General features: G+C 64.0%; 22 protein-coding genes and 1 pseudogene. 5 read left to right on the forward strand and 18 right to left on the reverse strand.

Annotated features, from left to right (window positions below):
• Position 1 precedes the first annotated feature (1 nt).
• From CK227_RS01325 to CK227_RS01360, 8 genes are all read right to left on the reverse strand, one after another.
• Positions 2–1042, reverse strand: a complete 1041-nt coding sequence (locus tag CK227_RS01325; protein WP_095771167.1) for a 2-hydroxyacid dehydrogenase — start codon at positions 1040–1042, stop codon at positions 2–4.
• Between the two features lie 10 nt (positions 1043–1052).
• On the reverse strand, positions 1053–2606 hold the full coding sequence (locus CK227_RS01330; protein ID WP_095771168.1) for an FGGY-family carbohydrate kinase: 1554 nt from the start codon (positions 2604–2606) through the stop codon (positions 1053–1055).
• Positions 2606–3730 (reverse strand): ABC transporter ATP-binding protein, encoded by a 1125-nt coding sequence (locus CK227_RS01335; protein ID WP_095771169.1) that lies wholly within the window; start codon positions 3728–3730, stop codon positions 2606–2608. The genes CK227_RS01330 and CK227_RS01335 overlap by 1 nt, the downstream gene beginning before the upstream one ends.
• Positions 3727–4845, reverse strand: a complete 1119-nt coding sequence (locus tag CK227_RS01340) for an ABC transporter ATP-binding protein (protein WP_095771170.1) — start codon at positions 4843–4845, stop codon at positions 3727–3729. Before CK227_RS01340 ends, CK227_RS01335 begins: the two co-directional genes overlap by 4 nt.
• Positions 4846–4847: 2 nt before the next feature.
• Complete coding sequence (locus CK227_RS01345; protein WP_095771171.1) at positions 4848–5705, reverse strand: carbohydrate ABC transporter permease; 858 nt, start codon at positions 5703–5705, stop codon at positions 4848–4850.
• Positions 5706–5714: 9 nt separating this feature from the next.
• A complete protein-coding gene (locus tag CK227_RS01350) occupies positions 5715–6638 on the reverse strand; it encodes a sugar ABC transporter permease (RefSeq protein ID WP_095771172.1) in 924 nt (307 codons plus the stop codon).
• 158 nt (positions 6639–6796) lie between these two features.
• Positions 6797–8242 carry an extracellular solute-binding protein gene (locus CK227_RS01355; protein ID WP_095771173.1) on the reverse strand — a complete coding sequence of 482 codons (1446 nt, stop codon included), beginning with the start codon at positions 8240–8242 and terminating at the stop codon, positions 6797–6799.
• Positions 8243–8288: 46 nt separating this feature from the next.
• Positions 8289–9263 carry a sugar-binding transcriptional regulator gene (locus CK227_RS01360; RefSeq protein ID WP_095198847.1) on the reverse strand — a complete coding sequence of 325 codons (975 nt, stop codon included), beginning with the start codon at positions 9261–9263 and terminating at the stop codon, positions 8289–8291.
• Between the two features lie 188 nt (positions 9264–9451).
• Between CK227_RS01360 and CK227_RS01365 the strand changes: the two genes are divergently transcribed.
• Both CK227_RS01365 and CK227_RS01370 read left to right on the forward strand, forming a co-directional pair.
• Positions 9452–9610, forward strand: coding sequence for a peptide ABC transporter permease (locus CK227_RS01365; protein WP_095771174.1), 159 nt, complete (start codon positions 9452–9454; stop codon positions 9608–9610).
• A gap of 107 nt (positions 9611–9717) precedes the next feature.
• The gene (locus CK227_RS01370; protein WP_095771175.1) at positions 9718–10443 is read left to right on the forward strand and encodes an MgtC/SapB family protein; all 726 of its coding nucleotides are present in this window, start codon (positions 9718–9720) and stop codon (positions 10441–10443) included.
• 17 nt (positions 10444–10460) lie between these two features.
• Here the strand turns inward: CK227_RS01370 and CK227_RS01375 are convergent, their stop codons facing one another.
• From CK227_RS01375 to ftsZ, 7 genes and pseudogenes are all read right to left on the reverse strand, one after another.
• Entirely contained in the window at positions 10461–11738 is a 1278-nt protein-coding gene (locus CK227_RS01375; protein ID WP_095771442.1) for a trehalase family glycosidase, read from the reverse strand.
• Positions 11739–11760: 22 nt separating this feature from the next.
• A complete protein-coding gene (locus CK227_RS01380) occupies positions 11761–12801 on the reverse strand; it encodes an ABC transporter ATP-binding protein (protein ID WP_095771176.1) in 1041 nt (346 codons plus the stop codon).
• Between the two features lie 21 nt (positions 12802–12822).
• Complete coding sequence (locus CK227_RS01385; RefSeq protein ID WP_095771177.1) at positions 12823–13668, reverse strand: carbohydrate ABC transporter permease; 846 nt, start codon at positions 13666–13668, stop codon at positions 12823–12825.
• 13 nt (positions 13669–13681) lie between these two features.
• Complete coding sequence (locus CK227_RS01390) at positions 13682–14527, reverse strand: sugar ABC transporter permease (RefSeq protein ID WP_095771178.1); 846 nt, start codon at positions 14525–14527, stop codon at positions 13682–13684.
• 167 nt (positions 14528–14694) lie between these two features.
• Positions 14695–15966, reverse strand: coding sequence for an ABC transporter substrate-binding protein (locus CK227_RS01395; RefSeq protein ID WP_095771179.1), 1272 nt, complete (start codon positions 15964–15966; stop codon positions 14695–14697).
• Positions 15967–16002: 36 nt separating this feature from the next.
• Positions 16003–17046 (reverse strand): substrate-binding domain-containing protein, encoded by a 1044-nt coding sequence (locus CK227_RS01400; protein ID WP_095771180.1) that lies wholly within the window; start codon positions 17044–17046, stop codon positions 16003–16005.
• A gap of 253 nt (positions 17047–17299) precedes the next feature.
• A pseudogene (gene ftsZ / locus CK227_RS01405) lies at positions 17300–18256 on the reverse strand (cell division protein FtsZ); the annotation flags it as partial.
• Between the two features lie 555 nt (positions 18257–18811).
• Here ftsZ and CK227_RS01410 point away from each other — a divergent pair.
• The 3 genes from CK227_RS01410 to CK227_RS37770 all read left to right on the forward strand — a co-directional run bounded on the left by CK227_RS01410 (position 18812) and on the right by CK227_RS37770 (position 21378).
• On the forward strand, positions 18812–19510 hold the full coding sequence (locus CK227_RS01410; RefSeq protein ID WP_095771182.1) for a GntR family transcriptional regulator: 699 nt from the start codon (positions 18812–18814) through the stop codon (positions 19508–19510).
• Between the two features lie 289 nt (positions 19511–19799).
• Positions 19800–21155 carry a glutamine synthetase family protein gene (locus CK227_RS01415; RefSeq protein ID WP_095771183.1) on the forward strand — a complete coding sequence of 452 codons (1356 nt, stop codon included), beginning with the start codon at positions 19800–19802 and terminating at the stop codon, positions 21153–21155.
• 91 nt (positions 21156–21246) lie between these two features.
• A complete protein-coding gene (locus CK227_RS37770) occupies positions 21247–21378 on the forward strand; it encodes a helix-turn-helix transcriptional regulator (protein WP_210421570.1) in 132 nt (43 codons plus the stop codon).
• Positions 21379–21389: 11 nt separating this feature from the next.
• On the opposite strand, the gene CK227_RS01425 is transcribed toward CK227_RS37770, so the two are convergent.
• Genes CK227_RS01425 through CK227_RS01435 form a run of 3 tightly spaced genes read right to left on the reverse strand, consistent with a single transcriptional unit; the run spans position 21390 to position 24392 of the window.
• On the reverse strand, positions 21390–22202 hold the full coding sequence (locus CK227_RS01425) for an amino acid racemase (protein WP_095771184.1): 813 nt from the start codon (positions 22200–22202) through the stop codon (positions 21390–21392).
• Complete coding sequence (locus CK227_RS01430; protein WP_095771185.1) at positions 22199–23560, reverse strand: cation:dicarboxylase symporter family transporter; 1362 nt, start codon at positions 23558–23560, stop codon at positions 22199–22201. Before CK227_RS01430 ends, CK227_RS01425 begins: the two co-directional genes overlap by 4 nt.
• 1 nt (position 23561) lies before the next feature.
• Positions 23562–24392, reverse strand: coding sequence for a transporter substrate-binding domain-containing protein (locus tag CK227_RS01435; RefSeq protein ID WP_179296356.1), 831 nt, complete (start codon positions 24390–24392; stop codon positions 23562–23564).
• Positions 24393–24653 lie beyond the last annotated feature (261 nt).

The raw sequence follows: 24653 nt of genomic DNA on the forward strand, positions 1-24653 counted from the left end.
CTCAGCACGGATTGACCGGAGGCAGGCCGGCGAGGTAGCGGCGCACCTCTTCGGCGGCCTGTTCGGCGGCATAGGTGACGGTGCGCACCGAAGCGCCGGCGATGTGCGGCGTCAGCGTCACGTTGGGAAGCAGCAGCAAGGGCCAGTCCGACGGCACCGGCTCGACGGCGAACGTCTCCAGCATGGCGCTGGCGATCTGCCCTGAAACCAGCGCCTCGTAGAGCGCGTCATAGTCGACCAGCGGCCCGCGCGCGGTGTTGATGAGAATCACGCCCGGTTTCATCAGCGCGATGGTGTCCTTGCCGATGAGGCCGCGCGTCTCCTCGGTCACCCGGGGATGCAGCGTGACCACGTCGGAGCGGACGAGCAGATTGTCCAGAGCGACGAGTTCGACACCGGCATTGCGGTCGTCGGCGCTCAACTGCACATAGGGGTCGCAAACCAGGACGCGGCAGCCGAAGGCGCGCAGCAGCCGAACGACCTTGGTGCCGATGTTGCCGTAGCCGATGACGCCGACGGTCATCTCACTGAGCTCGCGGCCGGTGCGGTCGGCGCGGTATAGGTCGCCGCGCCATTCGCCCTTGCGCAAGGCCTCGTGGCCGACCCGGATCAGCCGTGTCTCGGCCAGGATGGCGCCAAGGGTGAACTCGGCCACGGCACTCGCGTTGCGGCCGGGCACATTGACCACGGTGATGCCTTGCGCCTTGGCCGCCGCCATGTCGATGTTGATCGGTCCGCCGCGCGAGACCGCGACCAGTCTAAGCGTCGGCAAGCGCCGCATCATGGCCTCCGACAGGGGCGCCAGCTGGGTGACGAGGATCTCGGCATCGCCGATGAAATCAACGACCTCGTCGGGATGGCCGAAATACTCCTTGACCTTGTCGAGGCCGAGCGTCGGATCGCCGAATTCCATCGGTTCATCGGGCCAGGCCGTCTGCAATGTCCTGATATCCAGGTCGCCACGCGCGACCTTCTCGATTTCGGCGCGAAACACCTGCGGAAGCATGAAGTTGTCGCCAATGATCGCTATTTTCTTACGCATACTCGACTTCTCAATTTGCCTGCACTGAAGCCATCGCGCGCCAGACAGGCCGCAACGCCTGATGCGCCAACATGTAGGACGGGGTCATCTTGTCGTAGATCGCGGCAAGGTTCCGGTCGCTCGGCTCGGCCTCGCCAAGCAGCGGCGTCACCCATTCGCCGACGCACGCGTCCATGGACGGGTAGAGACCGACGCAGACCGCGGCGATCATCGCCGCGCCCGCGGCGCCCGCCTCCTCGCGCGCGCTGGTGCGGATATCGGCCCCCACCGCCGCCCCCAGGATCTTGCGCAGCGCCGGGCTTCTGGCGGCGCCGCCGGTGAGGCGGACTTCGCGCGGCAGCGGCCCCATGGCCGCGTAGCAGTCGCGTGCCGCGAACGCCAAGCCCTCGAAGACGGCGCGGACAAGGTCGGCATAGCCGTGCCGCGAGGAAATGCCGACGAAGCCGGCCCTGGCATTGGCATCGACGAATGGCCCCCGCTCACCGGCTTCCGACACATAGGGCTGATAGAGCAGCGAGGCCGGCTGCGCGGCCGCGATCCAGGCATCGACCAGCGCGATCATCTCGCCATTGCTGCGCGAAATGCCTTGCGAGGCGAGAATGCCCGAGGCGAGCCCAAGCACCCAATCGATGTTGAGCGTCGCCGCCATGTTGGATTGCATCTGCGCGAACACGCCGGGCGCCGGCATCGCCATCGTATAACCGGTCGCCGCTTCGTTCAGTTGCACGTCGTCAGGGGTTGCGGCCAGCCGCATATGCATGCCGGTGGAACCGATGATCGAGCAGCCGGGCTTGCGCTCGCGGTCGAGCAGGCCGGCGCCGAGCGCGGTGCAGACGACGTCGACATAGCCGAGCACGACCGGCGTGCCAGCCAGCATGCCGGTGGCATCGGCTGCTGCCTGCGACAGAGCGGTGCTGTGCCTGGTGCCATCGACGATCGGCGGCAGCAGATGTCTCAGATCGGTGACGCCGAGCACGTCGAGCACATCGTCGCTGTAGTCGCGGGTGTGGAAATCGCCGAAAGTGAAGGTGCCCTCGGACGGATCGGTGGCGCGTTCACCGGTCAGCTTGAAATAGAGCCAGTCCTTGCAATGGAATGCCGTTGCCGCCTTACCAAGCATTTCGGGCATGGCGCGCTTCATGAAGACGAATTGCGAACCCTGCTGGCAGGCGGCGAGCCCGCTGCCGGTCTTCTCGAAGCGAAGCCGGTCCTCGGGCCGCGCGCGGATTTCCTCGACGATGGCCGCGGCGCGCGCGTCGAGCCAGAGCCAGCCTTTGGCGACCGGCTCGCCCTTGTCGTCGATCAGCCAGGTGCCGTCGCCCTGTCCAGTGACTGCTATCGCCACCGTCCGGTTGGCCAGATTGGGCACTTTGTCGGCGAGCTGGCGCAAGGTCGTGGCGGCATCGCTCCATGTGCGCGCCAGATCCTGTTCGGCGCCGCCGCCCGGCAGCGTTTCATAGTGGTTGGGCAACGCGGCGGCGGCAATCTGCCGGCCCGACGTGTCGAAGGCGATGGATTTGATGACGGAGGTGCCGGCGTCGATGCCGATCAGGATGTCGCGCATCAGGCAAGCTCCATGCCGTGCGAGATCGCCTTGCCGCTCGCCTGGTCGAAGACATGCAGGTTTTTCGGATCGATGGTGACATTGATCGGCGCACCCAGATCGAGGCGGGTGCGGTCGTGTTCGACCAGGACCAGCGAACCGCCGGCGAAGTCGGCGGCGATGTGGGTCTGGTCGCCGAGCCATTGGTTGGCCGAGACCCTGGCGGGAACACCCTCCTTCGAGCGTCGGACCGCGTAAGGCCTGATGCCGATAACCACCCGCTCGCGACTGAGCAATTGATCGCGAACCGGAGCGCTGAAGGCGTCCTTGTCGTAGTCGAGCGACAGGCCGTCGGGCAGCTTGAGATTGATGCGGCCGGCGGCGGTTGCGACATAGGCCTCGAAGACGTTCATCGGCGGCTCGCCGACGAAGGTGCCGGTGAACAGGTTCGCCGGGCGTTCCTTGATCTGGTCCGGCGTGTCGAACTGCTGCAGCACGCCGCCTTCCATCACCGCGATGCGGTCGGCAAGCGCATTGGCTTCGGTCTGATCGTGAGTGACCAGGATCGCGGTCAGGCCGCGCTCCTTGATGAAGTGCTTGATACGGCCGCGCAGCACGGCGCGAAGCTGCGGTTCGAGCTGTCCCATCGGCTCGTCCAGCAGATGCAGGTCGGCCTCGCGGATCAGTGCCCGTCCAAGGCTGGCGCGTTGCTGCTGGCCGCCGGAAATCGAACTCGGATAGCGCTCCAATATGTCCTCGATCTCGAGCAATTTGGCGATGCTGGCGACCTTAGCGTCGACCTCGCTTTTCGGCAGCCGGGCAGCCTTGAGCGCAAAGGCCATATTCTCGCGCACGGTCAGCGGCGGATAGAGCGAATAGCCTTCGAAGGCCATCGCCACATTGCGCCTGACCGGCGGCAAGGTGTGCACCCGACGGCCACCGACCGAGATGGCGCCGCGCGACACCTCCTCGAAACCGGCAATCATGCGCAGCGTCGACGTCTTGCCGCAGCCGGACGAGCCAAGCAGGGCGACGATCTCGCCCTTGCCGATTTCCATCGTCAGGTTCTTGACCGCATGCACGCCGCGATCGATCGGGCCGTAAAATTTGTCGACACCTGAAATGGTGAGCGCGCTCTGGCTCATGCGGCTTCTCCATTGCGCAAGGTGACGACGTTCTTCGAACCGAGGCGGTCGCCGCTGGCGTGATCGAACAGCAAGGCGCTCTTGCCGTCGACGGCGATATGGACCTTGCCCTCGCTGCGGCCCGGCGTTCCGGCCGGGCGCGAGACCAGGATCTCGCGGCCGCGCACGGTGCGCACAAGCGTGACGATCTTTTCGTTGAGCGGCGTCTCGGCCTCGACCGTCACCGGGATGGCGCCCGGGATACCCTCCTCGACGAAGCTCAGCGCTTCCGGCCGCAAACCGATGACGCAATCGCGGCCGACCGCCGCGTCGTAAGCGCCGGCCAGATGGACCTGGACGTTGGACAGGCCGACATAGATCCCCCTGGTATCCCGCGCGGGCTTCACGTCGAGCAGATTGATGGTGGGGTCGCCGAACAGCCGCGCGATCTCGATATTGGCCGGTTCGCGATAGATCTGCTCGGGCGTGCCGAGCTGCCGGATGACGCCCTGTGACATGACGGCAATGCGATCGCCGAGTGCCATGGCTTCCTTGTAATCCTGGGTGACGTAGACGACGGTGGCGCCGCGATCGGCAAGCAGGCGCGGCAGTTCGAGCCGCATCTCGAAACGCAGCTTGGCGTCGACATTGCGCAAGGGGTCGTCGAGCAACAGCAGCGGCGGCGAACCGACCAAAGCGCGGGCAAGTGCCGTGCGCTGCTTCTGGCCATTGGAGAGCGCGCGCGGCTTGTGCGAGAGCACATGGGCGATCTTCAACAGCTTGGCGACGCTTTCGACGCCGGCCTTTATGGCGCCTGGCGAGGACCGCTTGGCCTCCAGAGGCGTTGCGATGTTGTCGAACGCACTCATATGCGGAAACAGCGCGAAATTCTGGAACGCCATGCCGACGCCACGGAATTCCGCGTCGACATCGGTCATGTCGTCGCCGCCGATGAAGATCTTGCCCTCATCCGGATCGATGACGCCGGCGACCAGGCGCAGCAGCACCGTCTTGCCGGCGCCGGACGGGCCGAACAGGACAAGGGTCTCGCCGTCGGCAACCGTCAGCGACAGATTGTCGAGGACGGTCTGGCTCTTGTAGCGCTTGACGATGTTTTTGAGTTCGAGGCTGGCCATGTCTATCCTTTCACCGCGCCAAGCGAGAGGCCTTCGACGAGATAGCGCTGCGCATAGAGGGCGAGCGCCAGCGTCGGTGTGATCGAGAGCACGATGGCCGCCGAGATCTGGCCGTACTGGATGCCGGAGGAGGTGATGAAGGCAAGCGCGCCGACCGTCACCGGCTGCTTGTCGGCCGAGGCCAGCACCAGCGCGAAGACGAAATTGTTCCAGGCGAAGATGAAGGCGAGCAGGCCGGCGGCGGCGATGCCGGGACCGGCGAGCGGCAGCGCGATCTTGCGGAAGGTGGCGAACCAGGAATGGCCGCCGATGCGGTAGGCATATTCGATGTCGGCCGGAATATCCTCGAAATAGCCGCGCACGATCCACAGGATTAGCGGCAGGCAGATCAGCTGGTAGACCCAGATCAGGCCGACATAGGTGTTGGCGAGCCCGAGCTTCTGGAAATAGAGGGTGAGCGGCAGCAGCACCAGCAGCGCCGGCGCGAATTTGAACGACAGCAGTGTGAAGGCGATGTCCTCCGAGCCTCGGAATTTGTGGCGCGCGAAGGCATAGGCCGCCGGCACGCCGAGAAGCAGCGAGACCGCGACCGAGGTCACCGACAGGAACACCGAATTCCAGAGGTTGCGCATGAAGGCGATGTCGAGCGTGCCGGCGGCGGTCATCAGCTTGCCGGTGACCAGCGCGGTGTAGTTGGCGAGCGTCGGCTCGAAGATCAGCTGCGGCGGGATGCGCAGGATCGTCTCGTTGGTCTGGAACGACATCATGAAGATCCAGACGATCGGGAACATGAAGAAGATCACGACCAGCGTCAGGGCTATGCCGCGCAGGATGCGCTCGAGAAGCGAGGTGTGTTCCATCCCGGCCTCCTATGCCTGGCCACGGGCGCGTTCGCGCAGCCTGAGCCAGTTCTTGATGAAGATGTTGGAGAGGAAATAGGTGATCGCCCACAGGATGATCATCAGCGCCGCAGAGCGGCCGACATTGGTCGACTGGAAGAAGTTGAGATAGGCCTCGACCTGGAAGACGGTCAGCGTGTCGCCCGGCCCGCCTTGTGTCATCGCATAGATGATATCGAACTGCTGGATGGAATCGAGCAGCCGGAACAAAGTCGCCGTCAGGATGTAGGGCGTCAGCATCGGCAGTGTGATGCGGAAGAAGACGAAGCTTCGCGGCACGCCATCGAGCGCGGCCGCTTCGAAGGGCTGCGTCGGCAGGCTGCGCAGGCCCGCGAGCAGCAGGATCATGATGAAGGGCGTGTAGACCCAGATATCGACCAGCACCACCGTGAACAGCGCCGTCGACGGCGACGACGCCCAGCGGAAATCCTGCAGGCCGATGAGGCTAGCGACATAGCTGAGCACGCCGAAGCCGGGATTGGTCATCAGCTTCCACATCAGCGCGGCAAGTGCGGGCGCCGTCATCAGCGGCATCAACAGCATGATCGAGATGAAGTTGTTCAGCGTCGAGCGCTTCTGCAGCAGCAAGGCGATGGCGAGGCCGAGAAGCAGTTCCAGCACGACTGTGGTGCCGGCATAGAGCAGCGACACCTTGAGCGTGTTCCAGAATTTCGGGTCGGTGAAGAAGGAGATGTAGTTGTCGCCCCAGTTGAACTGCCGCGCCCAAGGCTGGCTCAGCCGATAGCGCTGGAAGGAATAGACGACCGAGGTGAGGAACGGGATCAGGATGCCGATGCAGACGAGCAACGCCGGCAGGCTGAGCACATAGGGCAGCACCCGCTTGCTGATCCTGAAGCCGGATGGCTTGGGCCTTTGCGATACCACCGCAGTCATCGAGTTGCTCCGTTGTTGCTGTCGCTTCGCCCTGCCGGCCGCCCAAGGGAGCAAGGCGACCGGTGGGGCGAATGGCGGCCACCTTCCGGCACCGCATCGCAAACGTGAAAAGGCGTGATGAGGGCCGGCCGGCCAGGCAGGCCGGCCCTCGTTGCGACTTAGCCGAGCCCGGCTTCCTTGAGCTGGCCGTTGATGCTTTCGGCGAGCTTGTCGAGGCCCTCGTCGACCGGCACTTCCTTGGCCACCATCTTCTGCAGCGTCGCCGCCCATTCGGTGGTGAGATCGAAGAACAGCGGCTGGGCGGTGAACTTGATCGAGGCGCCCGGCGCCGAGGCGTCGAACATCTCGACATAACCGGGATAGCTCTTGTTCAGCTTTTCGCGGAACATCTCGTCCTTCCAGACCGACTGGCGGACCGGATTGACGAAGTCCATCTTGGTCGCGCCGAAAAGCCCATGCTCCGGCCCGGAGGCCCATTGCATGAAATACCAGGTGGCGTCCTTGTCCTTCGAGAAATTGGACATCGCCAGCGACCAGATCCAGATGTTGGGTGTCGCCGCCTTGGCTGCCGGGTTGGCCTTGAAGCTTGCGAAGGCGAGCTTGCCGGCCATCTTGTTGTCGCCGCCGTTCATGAAGTAACCGAGGATATCGGCGTCGAAGATCATCGCCGAGGCGCCGGCACCGAGATCGGTGCCGACCTGATACCAGGTGTAGGTCGACCAGTCCTTGGGGCCGCTCTCCTGGATCATCTGAACCCACTGCTTGTGGAAAGCCTTGGACTGGGTGGTGTTCATAGCGGCCGACAATTTGCCGTCCGCCGAAACGTTGAGGTCCTTCTGGTCAAAATTGGCGTAGGCCGACAGGAAGCCCGGATGGATCGTCGCCCAGGAACGCGAGCCACGCACGCCGATGCCATAGACGCCGCCACCGACATCCTTGGTGAGCTTGGCCGCCGCGGCAACCATCTCGTCCATGTTGCCGGGAATGGTGACGCCGGCCTTGTCGAACATCGCCTTGTTGTAGGTGATGTTGTTCTGTTCGAAGCCCCACGGAATGCACCACTGCTTTGCATCATCCGAACCCAGCGCGCCGCCCGGCTTGCCATTCCAGGCACAGGAGTTCTTGACGCCGGGCAGGAAGTCGTCCCAGGCATAGTTCGGGTTGGTCTTGGCCGGATCCTTGATCCATTCATTGAGGTCGGTGATCCAGCCGGCAGGGCCATAGGTCCAGGTCATGTAGGCGCCGGTCATGAAGGCATCGTATTCGGGCGAGCTTGCCGAAAGAGCTGCCGTGACCTTGTCGAAATAGACGTCTTCCGGGAACACGTCATAGACAACGTTCATGCCGGTCAGCTTCTTGAAGTTTTCGAGATCGGCGATCATCGCATCGGCATAGGGATGCTTGTTGAGCAGGAGCTTGATGGTCTTGCCCTTATGCGCCTGCCAGTCGAAGTCGGCGGCAAGCGCGCGGGTCTGCCCAAGATTGAGCAGCGTGCCGGCGGTGCCGGCGGCAAGGCCCATGGCACCGAGGCCCTTGATCAGCCCGCGACGGTCGACTTGTCCGCGCAGGAAGGCATCAATGAGGTCTTTCTCTTTCTCATGCATTTCGTCTTCTCCTCCACAGGGTAGTTTCAACTGAAACTGATGCCGGCTACCCGACCGGCGTCTCTTCCACGAGCGATCGCGCCGTCCGCTCGTCTGTTATCAAGCCCTTGAGATAGCGGCCTTCGAGCACCGACTTGATGGCGCGAACCTTGATCTTGCCGCCGGCGACGGCGACGATCCGGCGGCTGGCAATGTCCTCGCGCGTCAAGGCCAGCGCCCGGTCGGAAACGGTCGTCGCCACCGCCTTGCCGGCCTCATCGAAGAAATGGCCGAGCAATTCGCCGACGCCGCCATTGCGGCGGATCTCCTCCATCTCGCCCTTTTCGATCATGCCGGTGGCAACCAGCGACGCCTCGCGTTCGGCGGTGCCGATGCCGGCGAACAACAGGTCGGCGGAGCGCGCGAGATCGAAGACCTCGCTGATGCCCTTCTGCCCGAGCAGGACGGTGCGGTCCTCGGCCGTGTTGGCGAACATCGGCACCGGCATGACATAGGCTTCGGCGCCCGTGCGTTCGGCCAGGCGGTGGATGACGTCATGCGGGTTGGCCGAGAATTTGCGCGTAAGGCCGCCCAGCAGCGAGACGAAGCGGATCTTGTCGGTCGAGGTGCGCGGCAGATATTCCACGCAGGCGGCAAGCGTGCGGCCATGGCCGACGCCGATCAGCGCTTCCTCGCCGCGCTCGATCTCGCGCTTGAGGAACTGCGCGCCGGCAATGCCGAGCGCCTTGAGCGGCAGATCCTCGGAATCGAAGTCCGGAACCACCTCGCAATAATCGAGGCCGTAGCGGCGGGACAGTTCGTCCTCGAGCTCGACGCATTCCGACACTTCGCCGTCGATATAGACCTTCACCAGCCCTTCCTGGTTGGCCTTGGTGATGAGGCGATGGGCCTTGAGGCTGGTCAGCCCCAGCCGCTTGGCGACCTCGGACTGGGTCAGGCCGCCGGCATAGTGAAGCCACGCGGCACGCGTCGCCATGCTGGTTTCGTCGTCGCGCAGGAGGCCGTTGCCGAACCCTACCATTTCCACCCTATGATATTTTTATCAGTTGCTGCAAAATTTTTCACAAGGCTTCGCCGGAGTCAAGCGCCGCCGTTCAAATCGCGCGGCGGCGTGGTCGATGGGCCGCGCGTTCGGCTGGAACCTCCGGGGAGCAAAACGGTTCTTCAGTTGAGGTTCAGGGTCGCAGCGCCGGCCGGAAGGAGCACGTCATGAGCAAGGATCGCGGCAGGCAGGGACCGGTTTTTTCCGGACAGGACGCAAGGCAGGGCGAAATCATCCTGCGCACCCGCGCGCAGCGAATCATCTTCATCGCCGGCCTGGTCGGTATCGTTGTCCTGGCACTGGTGCTGGGTTTCGCCGTCCGGTGACCGACACGCCAGGCTCGCCCCGAGGGCGTGAAGCATAGCGCCGCGAGGAACCATCGGTGCCGGGCGGTGTTGAAAATCCCGGGAATGGGGGGGCGGAGCACGGAACGATGTTCGAACCGCTTTGCTGCGATATGCCGCTTCATCCGACCTGGCCCGATCTCGTCGCACGCCTCCTGCTTGTGCTGGCGGCAGGTTTCCTGATCGGTCTGAACAGGGAAGCGCGCGGCCACACCGCAGGGCTTCGGACGACCATCCTGGTCGGGCTTGCCGCCGCGGTTGCCATGATCCAGGCCAACTTGCTGCTCGATACGATGGGCAAGGGAGCGGACTCCTTCGCTCGCATGGATGTGTTGCGTTTTCCGCTTGGCGTGCTGACCGGCGTCGGCTTCATCGGCGGCGGCGCCATCCTCCGGCGCGGCGATCTCGTGACCGGCGTCACCACCGCCGCCACGATGTGGATCATGACGATGATCGGGCTTGCGTTTGGCGGCGGCCAGTTTGGCCTTGCCGCAATCACGACGCTGCTGACCCTGGTGACGCTTCAGGCGCTGAAATGGGTCGACCTCCGGATCCCGCGCGACCACCATGCGGTCCTGTCTGTCTCCTGGGCGAAGGGATCCCCGCCCGACCTTCAGGAGATGGTGCGCCCGCTTGGCTATGACGCGCGCCTTTCGATGATGGAGCACGACGCCGACCGCGACCGCTTCATCTACTCGTTCAATCTCGAATGGAAGCAGCCCGACGCGATCGAACCGTCGACGGCAATCCTGGCGCTGGTCGCCCGGCAATGCGAGATCGAACGGTTTGAGCTGATCGGCGAGAAAGCGTCCTGAAGAGGCGGCCAGCGCACTTACGCACCACGCAGGAACTCGATCACCATCGCCGCCGTCCATGTGAAACGGCCGCCGCCGAGCGGCTCGCCGGTCAGCGGATCGTAGTATTCGGCAAAGCCGCTTTCCCGGATCAGATCGAGGCTGGACTGAGTGATGCGCCGCGCCACTTGGCCGTGGCCGGCGGCGGTAAGCCCATCTGATATCATGTAGTTGACCACCAGCCAGACCGGACCGCGCCAATAGCGCTTGACGTCGAAGCGCGGATCGCCTGGATCATGCGACGGCACGACATAGCGTGCCTTGCCGGCAAGCCGTTCGACGGTTGCGGCGATTGCGGCGGCACGAGGCTTGGGGATGGCCGCGAAGGCCGGCAGGAGGCCGCCCACCGACGCGCTGTCGATCAAATCGCCGGTGACGCGGTCGAGGCAGAGGTATTGGCCACGCGCCTCGCTCCACAGCCGTACCATGGCCGCCAGGCCCTTTTGCGCGCGGGCACGGTTGGCGGCGGCAATTTCGGTCTCGCCGAGTGCCTCGGCGAGATCGGCAAGATCGGTCGCGGCACGGATCAGGATGGCGTTGAAGCCGGGATCGACGACCTGGAAGGGCGAGGCGTCATGCAGCCTCGCATTGTTCCAGCCAAGCCCGCGAAAATGCTGCACCAGCCAGATGTAGCGGTCATACTGCTCGCGCGTTGGCCGATGCGCCGGGTCGGCGTGCAAGGTGTCGCGGCGCGTATAGGGCTCGACGCCGTCGGTCGGCACGCGCTCGAAGGCATCGTCCCAGTCAATGGAATTGTCGCGGCCGGACTCCCAGGGATGGATGATGGCGACCAGCCCCTCCCCCTTGGGGTCGCGGTTCTCATAGAACCAGCGGTGCCAGGCATCGATCTTCGGCAGCAATGCGCGAGCCCGCTCCGCCGCCAGTTTCTTGTCGTTCGCCCGGTCGAACAGCCGGCGCGCGGCAAAGCCGGCGACCGCCGGCTGGGTGATGCCGGATGTCGCTGTCGGACGGCCAGTCCGCCAGACTTCGGGGCCGGGAAAATAGCCGTCGTTCCAGACATGAAAGACGATGTGCGGCACCATGCCGTCCGGCCACTGATGCGCGAACAAGGTCTCCATCTCGGTCCAGGCCCGCGCCTCGTCGTAATGGGCAAGGCCGAGCGCGGTCAGGCAGGAATCCCAGTTCCACTGGAACGGGTAGAGATCCTTTGTCGGGATGGTGTAGGCGCCCTGGTCGTTCTCCCTGAGCACCTCGACGGCGCGGGCGATGATGTCGGCATTGGCAGAAGAAGTCATGGGCGTTTCAGGGCTTTCGGCATCAAACGGCATTGGTGTTTTCAGGGTCGAACCAGCGGATGCGGTCGGGTTTGGGCGCCAGGCGCAGATCGTCGCCGACCTGAACGCTGGCGTTGGAGTCCAGGATGGCGCGGAACAGGCCGCCCTCGACATCGCAGGTGACCAGCGTATGCGGCCCGAGCGGCTCGATGACGCGCACCGTGGCGTGCAAACCCTCGGCGCCCGCGTCGACATCCTCGGGACGGATGGCGAATTCGAGCTTCGGCCTGTCCGAGCTGGGGCCAGGCAGCGTCAGCCCGGCAACGGTCCACCTGCCGTTCGCGGCCTTGGTCGCCGGGATAAAATTCATCGGCGGATTGCCGATGAAGGAGCCGACGAAACGTGCGGCCGGATTGCGGTAGACCTCGACCGGCGAGGCCGCCTGGACGATGCGGCCCTGATGCATGACGGCGATGCGGTCGGCGAGGCTCATCGCCTCGACCTGGTCGTGGGTGACATAGATGGTGGTGGTCTTCGATGCCGCCAGCACGCCCTTGAGTTCGGCGCGCATTTCCAGCCGCAGCAGCGCGTCGAGGTTCGACAGCGGCTCGTCCATCAGGATGACGTCGGGCTCCATGGCGAGCGCGCGGGCGACCGCGACACGCTGGCGCTGGCCGCCGGACAATTGGCCGGAATAGCGCTTCAGCAATTGCTCGATGTGCATGAGTTCGGCAGTGCGGTTGACGCGGCGCTCGACCTCCTGCTGCGGCAATTTCTTCATGCGCAGGCCGAAGGCGATGTTCTCGAACACGGTCAGATGCGGAAAGACGGCATAGTTCTGGAACACCATGGCGATGCCGCGCTCACGTGGCGGCAGATGGTCGACGCGGCGGCCGCCGATCCACACCTCGCCCTGGCTTGGGCGTTCCAGCCCGGCGACAATCCTGAGCAACGTGGTTTTGCCGCAGCCCGACGCGCCGAGCAGCACCATGAATTCCTGGTCAGATATTGTGAGGTCGACCTGATGCAGCGCCGTGAAGCCGCCGAAGCGCTTGGCCACGCCCTTGATCGCGATTTCAGCCATGGGCCGTCTCCGTGTAACGCATCATCGGTTGGCGATCCCCCACATGGCGAAAAGGTATTTGCGGACGGCGAAGATGAAGATCAGCGCCGGCACGACCAGCGCCGCCCCGCCGGCGAATTTGAGATAGAGCGGCGACTCGCCAAGGCTCTGCAGCAGGAAGGCGGTCAGCGTACGGTTTTCGATGGTGAGCACGGCAGCCGCGAACACCTCGTTCCAGGAGATGGTGAAGGCAAATACCGCCGATGCGGCTATGCCCGGCAGCGCCAGCGGCAGGATCACCTTGCGGAAGGCCTGCCAGCGCGTGCAGCCGAGCGTCCAGGCTGCTTCCTCCAGCTCAACGGGAATGCCCGAAAACAGCGAGAAGGTGATCAGCACAGCGAACGGCAGCGCCAGTGTGGTGTGCACCAGCGCCAGCCCGATGGCGGTGTCGTCGAGGCCGGTGCGGATGAACATCACCGCCAGCGGCAGCGCCAGAAGCGGCAGCGGGAAGGCCCTGGTCATCAGCACCAGGAAGCGGAAGCTGCCCTTCCCTGGAAAATCGAAGCGCGACAGCGCGTAACCGGCCGGCGCGCCGAAACCGATGGCCAGGATCATCGTCAGCGTGGCGACAAGCACCGAATTCCACAGCGCCCTGGCAACGCCGGCGAAATTGATGAAGAACGAGAGGCTGCCGAGATCGAAGGACGGGAAGAAGCGCTTTGGGAAAGCCGTCACCTGATCGGGCGACGACAGCGCGTTGACGATCAGCAGATAGATCGGCAACAGCACCCAGACGCCAAGCAGGATGGCGGTGGCGATCAGCAGCCAGTCGCCGGCCTTGCGTGCGTCGGCGACGGCTGCGACCGGCGTCTCTGCAACGGCGCTCATATCCGGGCCTCCTTCATATCCGTGCCTCCTTGGGCACACGCAGCACCCTGAGGAAAAACAGCGTGAAGCCGATCGAGATGGCGAGGATGAGCAGCGCCGAGGCGGCGGCGACATTGCGGTCCTGCAGCGTGAACTGCCAGTTGTAGGTTTCGCCCATCAGCACCGGCAGATTGGTACCGCCGAGTGCCGCGACGACGGCGAAGACCTCGAAGGCGAGGATGACGCGCAGGATGATCGCTGTCTGCAGGCTGGGGCGCAGCAATGGCAACGTGATACGCCGGAAGCGCTGCCACGGGCTTGCCCCGAACACCTCGGCCGCCTCGTAATATTCCTTGGGGATCAGACCCATGCCGGCGACGAGGATGACCATCATGATTGCCGTGGCCCGCCAGATCTCGGCCAGCGCCACGGCGATGAAGATGGTCAGCTTGCTCTGGTAGCCGAGGAACATGACCGGCCTGTCGACGACGCCCAGGCTGGAAAGCAGCGTGTTGAGGAAGCCGGACTGGTCGAAGATGGCGAGCCAGATCAGCCCGGCGGCGAGGTCGGAAATGCCGAGCGGAATGGCGAAGACGTAAAGGGCCGCGCTGCGCCCGGTCTCCAGCCGCGACACCACGCTTGCCATCAGCAACGCCATGGTCAGTTGGATCGGCACGACGATTGCCGCCAGCATCAAGGTGTTGCGCACCGTGGCGGGGAATTTCCAGCTGCCGGCCATGGTGCGGAAATTGTCGAGGGTGAAGGCGCCGTCGCGGGTCACCGCCTCGAAGGCGACGAGCGCGAATGGATAAAGGAAGAAGATGCACAGGAACAGTGTCGCCGGCATCAGCAGCAGATAGGGCAGAGCCTTGCCGTGCATGGTGTTTGTCCTTTGCGATGCCGCCGTGCCGCGGTCCGGGCGCCCGGAGTGCAACAAACTCCGGACGCCCCCTCGGGAGGATGTCTTATCGTTTGACCATGATCTTTTGCGAAAACCGGCTTCCACTTTTCGCTGACGCGGTCCTTCGGTTCGGGATCATGGTCCGCCTATTCCACCGGGCAAGCGCCCTGGGATGGCTTGTCGGGCGCCCAGCATGGCGCCTTCGCCTGGTCGATGATCGCCTTCAGGGCGGCCGCCTGCTGTTCGAGGACGCCGTGCACGTCCTCACCGCCGAGCACGATGCGCTCGAAGGAGTCGGTGTAGACCTGGTTGAACTTGCCGCCGAGGTCGCCGAGCCCCATCGGCAACAGCGCCGGCACTGCATCGGGAGCACCAATCATGGTGGCGATGGCAGGGCCGAACGCCTTGACCGAGGCCGGCATGTCGTCGGGCAGCTTGACGTCGACGACGGGGAAGAAATTGGTCGCCTTGAGCGTCGCGATCTGTGTTTCCGGCTTCAGCATATAGGCGACCAGCGCCTTGGCCTTCTCCTGGTCCGGCGAGGTCTTCGGAATGGCAATGCCGGCCACGACAGGCATGAAGCCGCGGCCGGCAGGCCCGGCCGGCGCGGGAAAAGCGACAAACTGATCCGGCTTCTTGTTGAAGGCATCGGCGAGCCGCGCGACATGGTCGAACGCCACCCAGACTTCGCCCGAAAGCAGAGGCTCCTGCATGAAGGCATAGTTGGTCGAGTTCGGGTTGGTGTACTGCCACAATTCCTTGAACTTGTTCCACGCCGTCTCGGCCTCGGCCGAACGGAATTTCGTGACCATCGAACCGGTGTAGGACGGATAGAGAAAGCCTTCGAAGAAGCGATGCTTCAGTCCCTTGGGGCCAGCCGGAAAACCGAATTTCGGCGAGCCGGTCTTTTCGGCGATGTTCTTCGACCATTCGATCAGCTGGTCATAGGTGATGGTGTTGAGATCGGTGCCCGCCGGCAGATATTGCAGCGCCTGCTTGTTGGCCGCCATCAGGTAGGTGGCCTGCATCCAGGGCAGGTATTTCTGCTCGCCGGTGCCGAGCATGCCGAGCTTCTTGTAGGCCTCGTTGACCTTGACCCCGCCGACATCGACAGCCGACAGGTCGACAAGATTGGCGCCGACCGTGGAGAAATCGCCGTGCAGGCCGCCAAGCAGGCCGATCGTGCCGGAGCCGGCCTGCAATTCCGCCTGCAGGCGGGTGAGCCAGGGACCGTCCTCGGCAACCTGATAGTCGACCGCGCCTTCGAAGCCTTTCAGCACCTCGTCGCGCATCTTCTGCGTCTCCTCGACCGGGCGCGCCTGTGTCGACCAAAACAGCACCTGCTGAGCCTGGGCGCCACCGACGGCGATCGACAGCGCCAGCGCGGCACCAGCCAGTGTCTTCAATGCTCTCATCATGGTCTTCCTCCCTGGATATGCGCCGGCATTGCGGCGTCAGCTTCTTGTCCGTGGCGCCGGCCCATGGCTTGCCCGCTGTACCAGTGTCGGCCGGATCAGCCGCGTCAGCGGCTTGCCGGGTTTCTCGGCAATGACAGTGAGCAGCATGTCGGCGATCTCGCGCGCGCAGTGGCGGATCGAGGCGTCGAATGTGGTGAGGCCCGGCGGCGCATAGGCGGAGGCGGCGATGTTGTCGAAGCCGATAACGGACAGGTCGCGCGGCACACCGAGCCCCGCACGGGCGGCCTCCTCCATCACGGTCAGCGCCAGTTCGTCGAACAAAGCGACAATGGCCGTCGGCCTGTCGGGGCCTCGCAGCATCCGGTTGACGGCCTCGATGCGCGCCTCTTGGTCGAAGCGCGGCGCCGTGACCACGTCGAGCCGCACCGAGGGGTCGCCCCGCCGGGCGATGGCCGCGGCAAGGCCATCTTGCCTGAGATGGCGAAAGGTCATCGCTTCCGAGATCGTCACCAGGCCGAAATGGCGGTGGCCGAGATCATAGAGCATGTCAAAGGCTTCGCCGAAGGCGTGCGCGCCATCCGTGTCGAGCCAGTTGTAGCCAAAGTCGCTGTCGAGCAGCCGGCCATGAGCGACGAACGGGAAGCCACGCTCGCGCAGATAGGCAAGGCGCTCGTCGGTCTCGGCAATGCGGGTGACGACGACGCCATCGGCGCGCCCCGATTCGACGACGTGGCGCAGCACCGACAGTTCGGAATGGCCAAGTGCGGCCGTGGCCAAAATGAGGTCGGCGCCATGCGAGACCAGCCCTTCGCCGAGCCCGGTGACGAATTCGCCCAGGAAGGAATCGACAAGATTGGGGCCGCGTATCGGCAGGACGAGGCCGACGAAACCGCTGCGACCCGAGACGAGCGTACGCGCCGCGGTGTTGGGCACATAGCCGGCCTGGCGCGCCGCCTGCGCAACGCGCTCACGCGTCTTCAGCGCGATCTGCTCATGGCCGGCAAGCGCCCGCGAAACCGTCGTGATCGACAGGTCGAGGCTTGCCGCAAGCTCCTTCAGCGTGATGACGCGGGTGGTCATCGATCCTCCCTCAGGCGAGTTTGAAACGTTTGTAATTGCCTTTTGCAAAAATGCAAACGTTTTAAATTTCGATCGGAGATGGCCGCTTTGCCCGAACATGGAGCGCAAGCAAGTGCGGCGCGCCTGCGTCATTCCGCAGGCCGCCTCCCCAAGGCTCCGTCAATTCGAGGAGAAAAGTCTACTGCAAGATCCGTGCCGCGGACGGCATGGAATGGTCATGCGCGATGCCGGCATCGGCGTCGCCGATCGCCCTATCGAGACCGGTTGCTACCACGGAAACCCTGAAACGGCCTTCCATGCTCTTGTCGAAGATGGCGCCGACGATGATATCGGCATCCTCGTAGACCTCCTCGCGGATGCGGGTGGCGGCCTCGTCGACCTCGAACAGGGTCATGTCGCGGCCGCCCGATATCGAGACCAGCACGCCCTTGGCGCCCTTCATCGAGACTTCGTCGAGCAGTGGGTTGGCGATCGCGGCTTCCGCCGCCTTCATCGCCCGGCTTTCGCCTGATGCCTCGCCGGTTCCCATCATGGCGCGGCCCATGCCGCGCATGACCGATTTGACGTCGGCGAAGTCGAGATTGATCAGGCCTTCCTTGACGATGAGATCGGTGATGCAGCTGACGCCGGAATAAAGCACCCGGTCGGCAATGACGAAGGCATCGGCGAAGGTGGTCTTGGCATCGGCGATCCTAAACAGGTTCTGGTTCGGGATGACGATCACGGTGTCGGCGGCTTCGCGCAGCCGCTCGATGCCCTCCTCGGCCATCTGCATGCGACGCCGGCCCTCGAAAGTGAAGGGCTTGGTGACGACGCCCACCGTCAGTATGCCGGCCTTGCGCGCCGCTTGCGCGATGATCGGGGCTGCGCCGGTGCCGGTGCCGCCGCCCATGCCGGCAGTAACGAAGCACATATGCGTGCCGGCCAGATGGTCCATGATCTCGTCGAGCGATTCCTCGGCCGCGGCGCGACCGATCTCGGGCAGCGAGCCGGCGCCCAGACCTTCGGTGACATGCGCGCCAAGCTGGATCAGCCGCGTCGCCTTCGACATGGTCAGCGCCTGGGCATCTGTGTTGGCGGCGATGAATTCGGTTCCCTGAAGCTGCTCCACGATCATGTTGTTGATGGCATTGCCGCCGCCGCCGCCGACGCCGATAACGGTGATCTTGGGCCTCATCTCGGAGATTTCCGGCTTCTTGAACTCGGCCATGCCTGCTTCTCCTTCGCCAATTGCGCGCGCTTCACGACCCACGAGCAGACTGTCTGCAAGACACTGCAATCGAGCGGCATGACGCGAATCAGTCCGTTCGGATGGGTGCCCCAAAAAGCCAGAGAGCGGCCGGACGTGCAAGTGCGCGCAAGGTCAAGATTTGTGAGCGCGATATTGCAAACCGCCACGCGGATGCCGCGTGCCTGCAAACCAGGCCGAAAGGCCAGCAATTACGCTGCCCAGCGAACGTTGCGCCGAGGCGAACGCGATACATGGCGCCGACGCTGATCATGCATGCCAATCACAGACAAAGCCGGCTGCGTTGTCCGAGCTGCGCGAAACCGGGCTGCAGGACAATCTCCCGCCTGCGCCGGCATCGTGTCGCGCGACCTGCCCTTGGCCGCATTGCCAACGGCTTGCCGCGTAACGATTGAGGCGTCTATCATGCACCGATATATCGCTGACTTCGGCGTCCGCCGTGCTCGGCCCAATCAGGATCACCTGCGGCTGCCGTCGTCAGGCCAGATTTCAGAACGAACGAAGTAGCGCCCGCCAATGGCCGACAGAACACGATTCGGGCTGAGCGCCATCGACAGCGTACCCCTGCATGAGAAGGTCTATCTGGAGCTTGTGCGGGCACTGATGTCGGGCCAGTTCACGCCCGGCCAGAAGCTGACGTCGCGCAAGCTCGCCAAGGAACTCGGCACCAGCGACATGCCAGTGCGCAGCGCCTTCATGCGGCTGCAGGCGCTGCGTGCGCTAAGCCCGATGCCGAACGGCAGCGTCGAAGTGCCGGTCATTTCGGCCGAACGGTTTTCGCAATTGACCGCCGTGCGCACGATTCTGGAAGGCTCGGCGACCGAACTCGCGACAAAGCGCATCAACGGCAACAATCTGCGGACGATCCGACGCCACAGCACCGAATTGACCCTGGCTGCGCGCGAGGGCGATATCGACGACTATCTCAGGAAGAATTACGCCTTCAAATTCTCGATCTATCGCCATTGTGGTAACGAGCAGATGATCTTCCTGATCGAGACCGTGTGGATGCAGGTCGGCCCCTTCCTCAGGAACCTCGCCATGGGGTTCGAGGACGATCTCGCCTCCATCCTCGACATCGACTATCACGAGGAAGTCGTCGCCGCGATCGAGGCGCAGGACGCGGCGCGTGCTCGCGCGGCCATCGCTCGCGACATCGACGAAGGCGCGGCGCACATCCTGCGCCAGGCCAGATTTCCGGGCGCCAGAGGCTAGGATTGGACGACGATAGTCGCTCGCCCCAAAGGCCGATCGTGCCAGCCCGGCGGCGAAGCAGGCATGCCGAATGCCCCTTGGCTTTCCGCCTTCTAGCCCTTATGTTGCGATCGCAGATCGCGCAATTGGTTTTGAAATGCCTCCCGATATCCCAGCTAGTGACTTGAAAAAATAAGGAAAAATATCCCGCAGCGGCTGGATAGGCTTTCCGAAAACTCACAAGCATTTTTTACCAGGGATAGCGCAGCCGGCAGGGCTTGGGCACCTTCGAAAACCAGAGGTTTTAAAATTGAGCGATGCAATTGCGGACGTTCTGAGCTGGCTTGAAAGCAGAAGCGACATACAGAGCCTGAGGGCGGCGGTGTGCGACCTCAACGGCGTCATGCGGGGAAAACGCATACCGGTGGAGCAGGCCCGCAAGGCGCTGGAAGGCAAGCTGCGCATGCCCTATTCGCTGATCGGGCTCGACATCTGGGGCGAGGATATCGAAGGCAACACGCTGGTCTTCTCCACCGGCGATGCCGATGGGCTCTGCCAATGGACGGGACGCGGCATCCTGCCGGTGGACTGGACGGCGCATCCGACCGCGCTTGTCCCGCTCTGGCTCGCCGATGAAAGCGGCGCGCCGTATCTCGGCGATCCGCGGCGGGCGCTGGCCCGTATCCTCGACCGCTACAGGGCGCTCGGCCTGACCCCGGTCGCGGCAACGGAACTTGAATTCTATCTGGTTGATCCGCAATCGCAGCGGCCGGTCGGCCCTGTCTCGCCGGTCACCGGGCGGCGCCTCGATTCCGACGCGGCGCTGTCGATCGACGAGATCGACGATTTCGAAGCCTTCATCCACGACGTCTACGAAGCCTGCCGGGCGCAAGGCATTCCCGTCGACACGGCGATTGCCGAAAATGGCGTCGGCCAGTTCGAGATCAATCTGAACCATGTCGCCGACGCGCTGCGGGCGGCCGACGACGCCGTGCTGTTCAAGCGCACGGTGAAGGGCATTGCCCGCAAGCACGGCTTTGCCGCCTGCTTCATGGCCAAACCCTATGGCGACCGCGCCGGCAACGGCTTTCACGTCCATTTCAGCCTGGTCGACGCCGAAGGGCGCAATGTGTTCGACGACGGCACCGACCAGGGCTCGGAAACCATGCGCCACGCGGTCGGCGGGCTGTTGGCGGCGATGGCCGAGAGCACGCTGGTGTTCGCACCGCACTTCAATTCCTACCGCAGGCTCCGCCCGCGTTCCTATGCGCCGACCGCGGTCGCCTGGGGTTACGAGAACCGCATGGTCGCGATCCGCATTCCCGGCGGCCCGACCGGAGCGCGCCGCATCGAGCATCGCGTGTCGGGGGCGGACGCCAATCCCTATCTGGTGCTTGCCGCCATATTGGGCGCGGCCCTGATCGGCATCGAAAGGCAGATGTCGCCGGGCGAGCCGACCGGGAGCGACGGACAAGGCGCGGCACCAGCCAAGCTGCCGCCGGACTGGGCCTCGGCGATCGCCACCTTCGAAAGCGGTACGCATGTGGCGGAGATCTTCCCGGCGATCCTGCGCGACTCCTTCGTCGCCTGCAAACGCCAGGAGTTGAATACGTTTGCTCTCAACGTCAGCGATTTCGAGATCGAGACCTATCTCGAAAGCGTTTAGGCTCAACTGACCATAAGCATCGGCGCGGACGACTTTCCAGCAGCCGCATTGCTGGCAGATGCAGACGCGGATCGGCAGGCCGAAGGCGATGATGGCACATGACGCCGCCGCGCTTGCCGCGGAAGCGACCGGCTTCTTCGGCCAGGCGCATCTGACGCGCGTGTTCAAGTCCGTGGTCGGAGTGACGCCCGGCGCCTGGATGAAGAGCGCCGGCAGCCCGTGACATTTCCACCTTCATGGAACCGAGCATCTAGCCAGTATGACAGAACTGGCGTGCAGCGATCGGTCATGTCCCGGCAGCTGCGGTACGGCCAGCAGGCCCCGAGCGTCTTGCGCACCGAAACCCAATCGTGTCAGACAGGCTCGCGCCAGGGCCGCATTGCTGTCGATGACGACCAATCCACTGACATCGTTGAGGCTGGCGGCCACCACCGACAGTTCGGTGCAGCCAAGAAGGGCGGCATCGGCGCCGGCCGTTTGCGCGATATCAAGCGCGCGCTCGGTCTCGATCGCCGCCTCCATCGTCGAACCGGCCTTGACGAGACTGATCGCGTTGTCCACGCGCTCCTGGAACTCGGTGTTCGCGGGAAGGCAGAGCCCAAATCCCGCCGCCGACATCTTGTCCTGATAGAAGCCAGAGACCAGCGTGCCCTGGGTGGCGAGAATCGCAACCCGGCCCCGGTCCAGGCCACGACGCGTTTCGGACACGGCTGCGTCGCCGATATGGATGATCTGCGCTTGCGAATTCGCCGCCAGTTGGTCGTACCAATGATGGGCGGTGTTGCAAGGCATGGCGATATAGGTAACACCGAGCACATTGAGCGTCGACACCGCGGCTTTCAGAGGCGCCAGCGGTCCGTCATGGTTGCCGAGGATCGCCTCGGTCCTGTCGGGCAGCTGTGGCACGCTGAGGATGACGGCAGGCACATGGTCGTTGTCCCGGAATGCCTGCGTCATTCGGGTCAGCTTGAAGTAGAAGTCGGCCGATGCAAGCGGCCCGAGGCCGCCGACAATGCCGAGCTGAGGACGGATGCTGTCGTCGATCATCGGACCGGCTCGGCTTCGAGCGGTTCCGAGACGGTTTCGACAGGCTGCGTCGCCTCCCTGTGGCTGGGCGCGATCATTGCCGTGCTCGCCGCGACCGTGCAAACGCTGGCCAGCGTCATGAACGTGTCCACGGCCGCATCCACCGCGACGAACAGGGCGAACGCCGCTTCAAAGGGGAGCTTCAGGTAGCCGCACACGATGGACATCTGGGACAGGATGAGCAGGCTGCCCATGCCGCCGGTCGTGAGCGCGAGAAGCGCCGAGGCGATGCCGACGAGCACGAGGTCTGGCACGCCGAGCGGATGGCCGTAGAGCTGGGCGATGAACAGTGTGCCCGAGGTGTAGAGCAGCGCCGGGCCGGTGCGCAGCAATGCCGCCTGCAGCGGCACCAGCAGTTCGACGACCACCAGGTTGAACCGCAGGCGCTCGCTCAACAAGTTGATGACCCACGGCAGCGAAGCGACGGTGGAGCGTGTGGTGATGGCCACCATCAGCAGGGGCTGGCAGGTCTTGATCGTCGTCCAGTAGCTGCGCCGCGACCGGATGGCGACAATGGCAAAGGCGCCGGCGACGAATATGAGGCAGGAGAGGCCCATCACCAGCAGGTAACCGCCCATCAGCATGAGCGGCTTGGTCCCGGTCGTCGCGGTCTGGTCCGCGATCAGGATGAAGGTTGCGAAGGGCAATCCCCAGATGAACCAGTTGGTGAGGACCGTACAGGCCCGGTAGACCGCGTTGAGCGCCTGAGTCAGGCTCATGGACGAAGGTTGGGGGATCTTGCCCATGGCGAGCCCGAAAAGCAGGCAGAACAGCAGGACCTGGATGGTCTGGCCCGAGGCCAGCGCGTTGAAGACATTGTTCGGCACCAGGTCGAGCAGGATCGAATGCCCGCTGTCGGCGCCTTCATTGGATGGCGGCTGGAACGGGAAGGCGAGATCGGTGGAGACGCTGCCTTGCGAATTGATGAACTCGCCAAGCTCGATTCGCGACTGGGGGTTCTCGATCTGGCCCGGCTGGAGGATCAGCGACAAGGTGCCGCTCACCAGTACGCCCAGGAACGACACGACCAGAACGGCCATACCCACCTTGCCGAGGTAACGCACCGATTTGGGATCCTGGACCATCGCCGTGATGGAGAAGATGACCGACGAGACCAGGTAAGGCAGGACGACCATCTTGAGGAAATTCAGGTAGAGCTGCGCGACGGGGCTGATCGCATGGGCAAAGGCCGGATGGTAGAGACCGCACAGGATCCCTGCCCCGATCATTGCGAGCGTCGTCACCGGCGAGCGCAAGATACGCCTTGCCGCGAGGCGCCAATCGAAAGGCACGGGACCGGCTACGTCGGAGATGGCCATGTCAGGCTTTGCTCCCCTGGCGATAGCGGGCGATGATCTCGTCCGTGTTGAGAACCTGCTGCCCCCGGGCGAGATCGAGATAGAGGTCGACAAAGGCCGCGAGGTGCGGATTGTCCGGCCGCACGCCGACGGCGATGGTATCGACCTTGTCGGTCAGCGTGATCGAGCGCGCGACGACCGTCATCGACGGATCGTCGACCATCAGTTTCTTGATCTCGAAATCATCGCGGTAGGCCATGTCGAGCGTCCCGTTGCGGATCGCATCGATGATCAGATCCCAGCTGGCGAAGCGTCGGATCTGCGCCTGCGGGAAGGTTGTCGGCGCATAGGTGGCGAATGAAGAGCCCTCGATCACGCCGAGATCGCCCGTGAAATCGCGGATGATCTGCTCGGGCGGCTTGCCTTGCGCAATACGCGCCAGGTTGAGCCGGTTGGCGATCAGCCCTTGGCGCAGCATGGCGTAGGGCCGGGAATAGACGATCGACCGACCGCGCTGAAGGGTCCGGCTGAGCTTGCCGATCGCCAGATCCGCTTGGCCGGAACTCACCAGATTCACCATGCCGTCGAACGTTGCGGCGGAGCGGTCGAACACCGGCGCCACGCCAAGCTGCGCAGCGATGCCGTGCGCCAGTTCCATGTCTATGCCATTGTCGCCCAGCCCATCGGCCGGGAAGAACGGATTGGAAGCAAAGGCCGGCATTGCGATACGCAACGCATCGCCGCTTGCGACGGGCTTTGGGGCGTTCTGCGCCTGAGTGCTGGCCGCCTGAGCCTGCGAGATCAGCAACCCACCGCTTCCGGCCATAAGCAGCGTACGACGCGTAACCGACATGCGCATTCTCAATTCGTGCGGGAGAGCAAGCAAACAGGCCTGCCCACTCCGCAGTATGCACGCGGAGGTTAAGTAAGCGTATATTTTACATTGCGCTCTTTCTGCATAGTGAGCGAAGCGGCACAGCATCTCAAAATATAAGCATCTCCTGATATATAAGATCACGGAAATGGGCGCGTTGCTGCACGTTTGAGGGCAACCGCGGGCCGACCTGCCGGTTCAAGCCGGTGGCTGGATCGGCACCGGGCGCGCCTGGCTGAA

Origin of the sequence: Mesorhizobium sp. WSM4308 (assembly GCF_002294905.1) — a bacterium.
Classification (GTDB): domain Bacteria; phylum Pseudomonadota; class Alphaproteobacteria; order Rhizobiales; family Rhizobiaceae; genus Mesorhizobium.

Bases quoted from the DNA above. Each gene is read 5' to 3' on its own strand.
- CK227_RS01345 (WP_095771171.1), bottom strand. From the start codon at position 5,705: ATGGAACACACCTCGCTTCTCGAGCGCATCCTGCGCGGCATAGCCCTG.
- CK227_RS01425 (WP_095771184.1), bottom strand. From the start codon at position 22,202: ATGATCGACGACAGCATCCGTCCTCAGCTCGGCATTGTCGGCGGCCTC.
- CK227_RS37770 (WP_210421570.1), top strand. From the start codon at position 21,247: ATGGCACATGACGCCGCCGCGCTTGCCGCGGAAGCGACCGGCTTCTTC.
- CK227_RS01390 (WP_095771178.1), bottom strand. From the start codon at position 14,527: ATGCACGGCAAGGCTCTGCCCTATCTGCTGCTGATGCCGGCGACACTG.
- CK227_RS01330 (WP_095771168.1), bottom strand. From the start codon at position 2,606: ATGCGCGACATCCTGATCGGCATCGACGCCGGCACCTCCGTCATCAAA.
- CK227_RS01325 (WP_095771167.1), bottom strand. From the start codon at position 1,042: ATGCGTAAGAAAATAGCGATCATTGGCGACAACTTCATGCTTCCGCAG.
- CK227_RS01435 (WP_179296356.1), bottom strand. From the start codon at position 24,392: ATGTCGGTTACGCGTCGTACGCTGCTTATGGCCGGAAGCGGTGGGTTG.
- CK227_RS01355 (WP_095771173.1), bottom strand. From the start codon at position 8,242: ATGCATGAGAAAGAGAAAGACCTCATTGATGCCTTCCTGCGCGGACAA.
- CK227_RS01350 (WP_095771172.1), bottom strand. From the start codon at position 6,638: ATGACTGCGGTGGTATCGCAAAGGCCCAAGCCATCCGGCTTCAGGATC.
- CK227_RS01370 (WP_095771175.1), top strand. From the start codon at position 9,718: ATGTTCGAACCGCTTTGCTGCGATATGCCGCTTCATCCGACCTGGCCC.
- CK227_RS01375 (WP_095771442.1), bottom strand. From the start codon at position 11,738: ATGACTTCTTCTGCCAATGCCGACATCATCGCCCGCGCCGTCGAGGTG.
- CK227_RS01340 (WP_095771170.1), bottom strand. From the start codon at position 4,845: ATGGCCAGCCTCGAACTCAAAAACATCGTCAAGCGCTACAAGAGCCAG.
- CK227_RS01410 (WP_095771182.1), top strand. From the start codon at position 18,812: ATGGCCGACAGAACACGATTCGGGCTGAGCGCCATCGACAGCGTACCC.
- CK227_RS01385 (WP_095771177.1), bottom strand. From the start codon at position 13,668: ATGAGCGCCGTTGCAGAGACGCCGGTCGCAGCCGTCGCCGACGCACGC.
- CK227_RS01380 (WP_095771176.1), bottom strand. From the start codon at position 12,801: ATGGCTGAAATCGCGATCAAGGGCGTGGCCAAGCGCTTCGGCGGCTTC.
- CK227_RS01400 (WP_095771180.1), bottom strand. From the start codon at position 17,046: ATGACCACCCGCGTCATCACGCTGAAGGAGCTTGCGGCAAGCCTCGAC.
- CK227_RS01430 (WP_095771185.1), bottom strand. From the start codon at position 23,560: ATGGCCATCTCCGACGTAGCCGGTCCCGTGCCTTTCGATTGGCGCCTC.
- CK227_RS01365 (WP_095771174.1), top strand. From the start codon at position 9,452: ATGAGCAAGGATCGCGGCAGGCAGGGACCGGTTTTTTCCGGACAGGAC.
- CK227_RS01360 (WP_095198847.1), bottom strand. From the start codon at position 9,263: ATGGTAGGGTTCGGCAACGGCCTCCTGCGCGACGACGAAACCAGCATG.
- CK227_RS01335 (WP_095771169.1), bottom strand. From the start codon at position 3,730: ATGAGCCAGAGCGCGCTCACCATTTCAGGTGTCGACAAATTTTACGGC.
- CK227_RS01395 (WP_095771179.1), bottom strand. From the start codon at position 15,966: ATGATGAGAGCATTGAAGACACTGGCTGGTGCCGCGCTGGCGCTGTCG.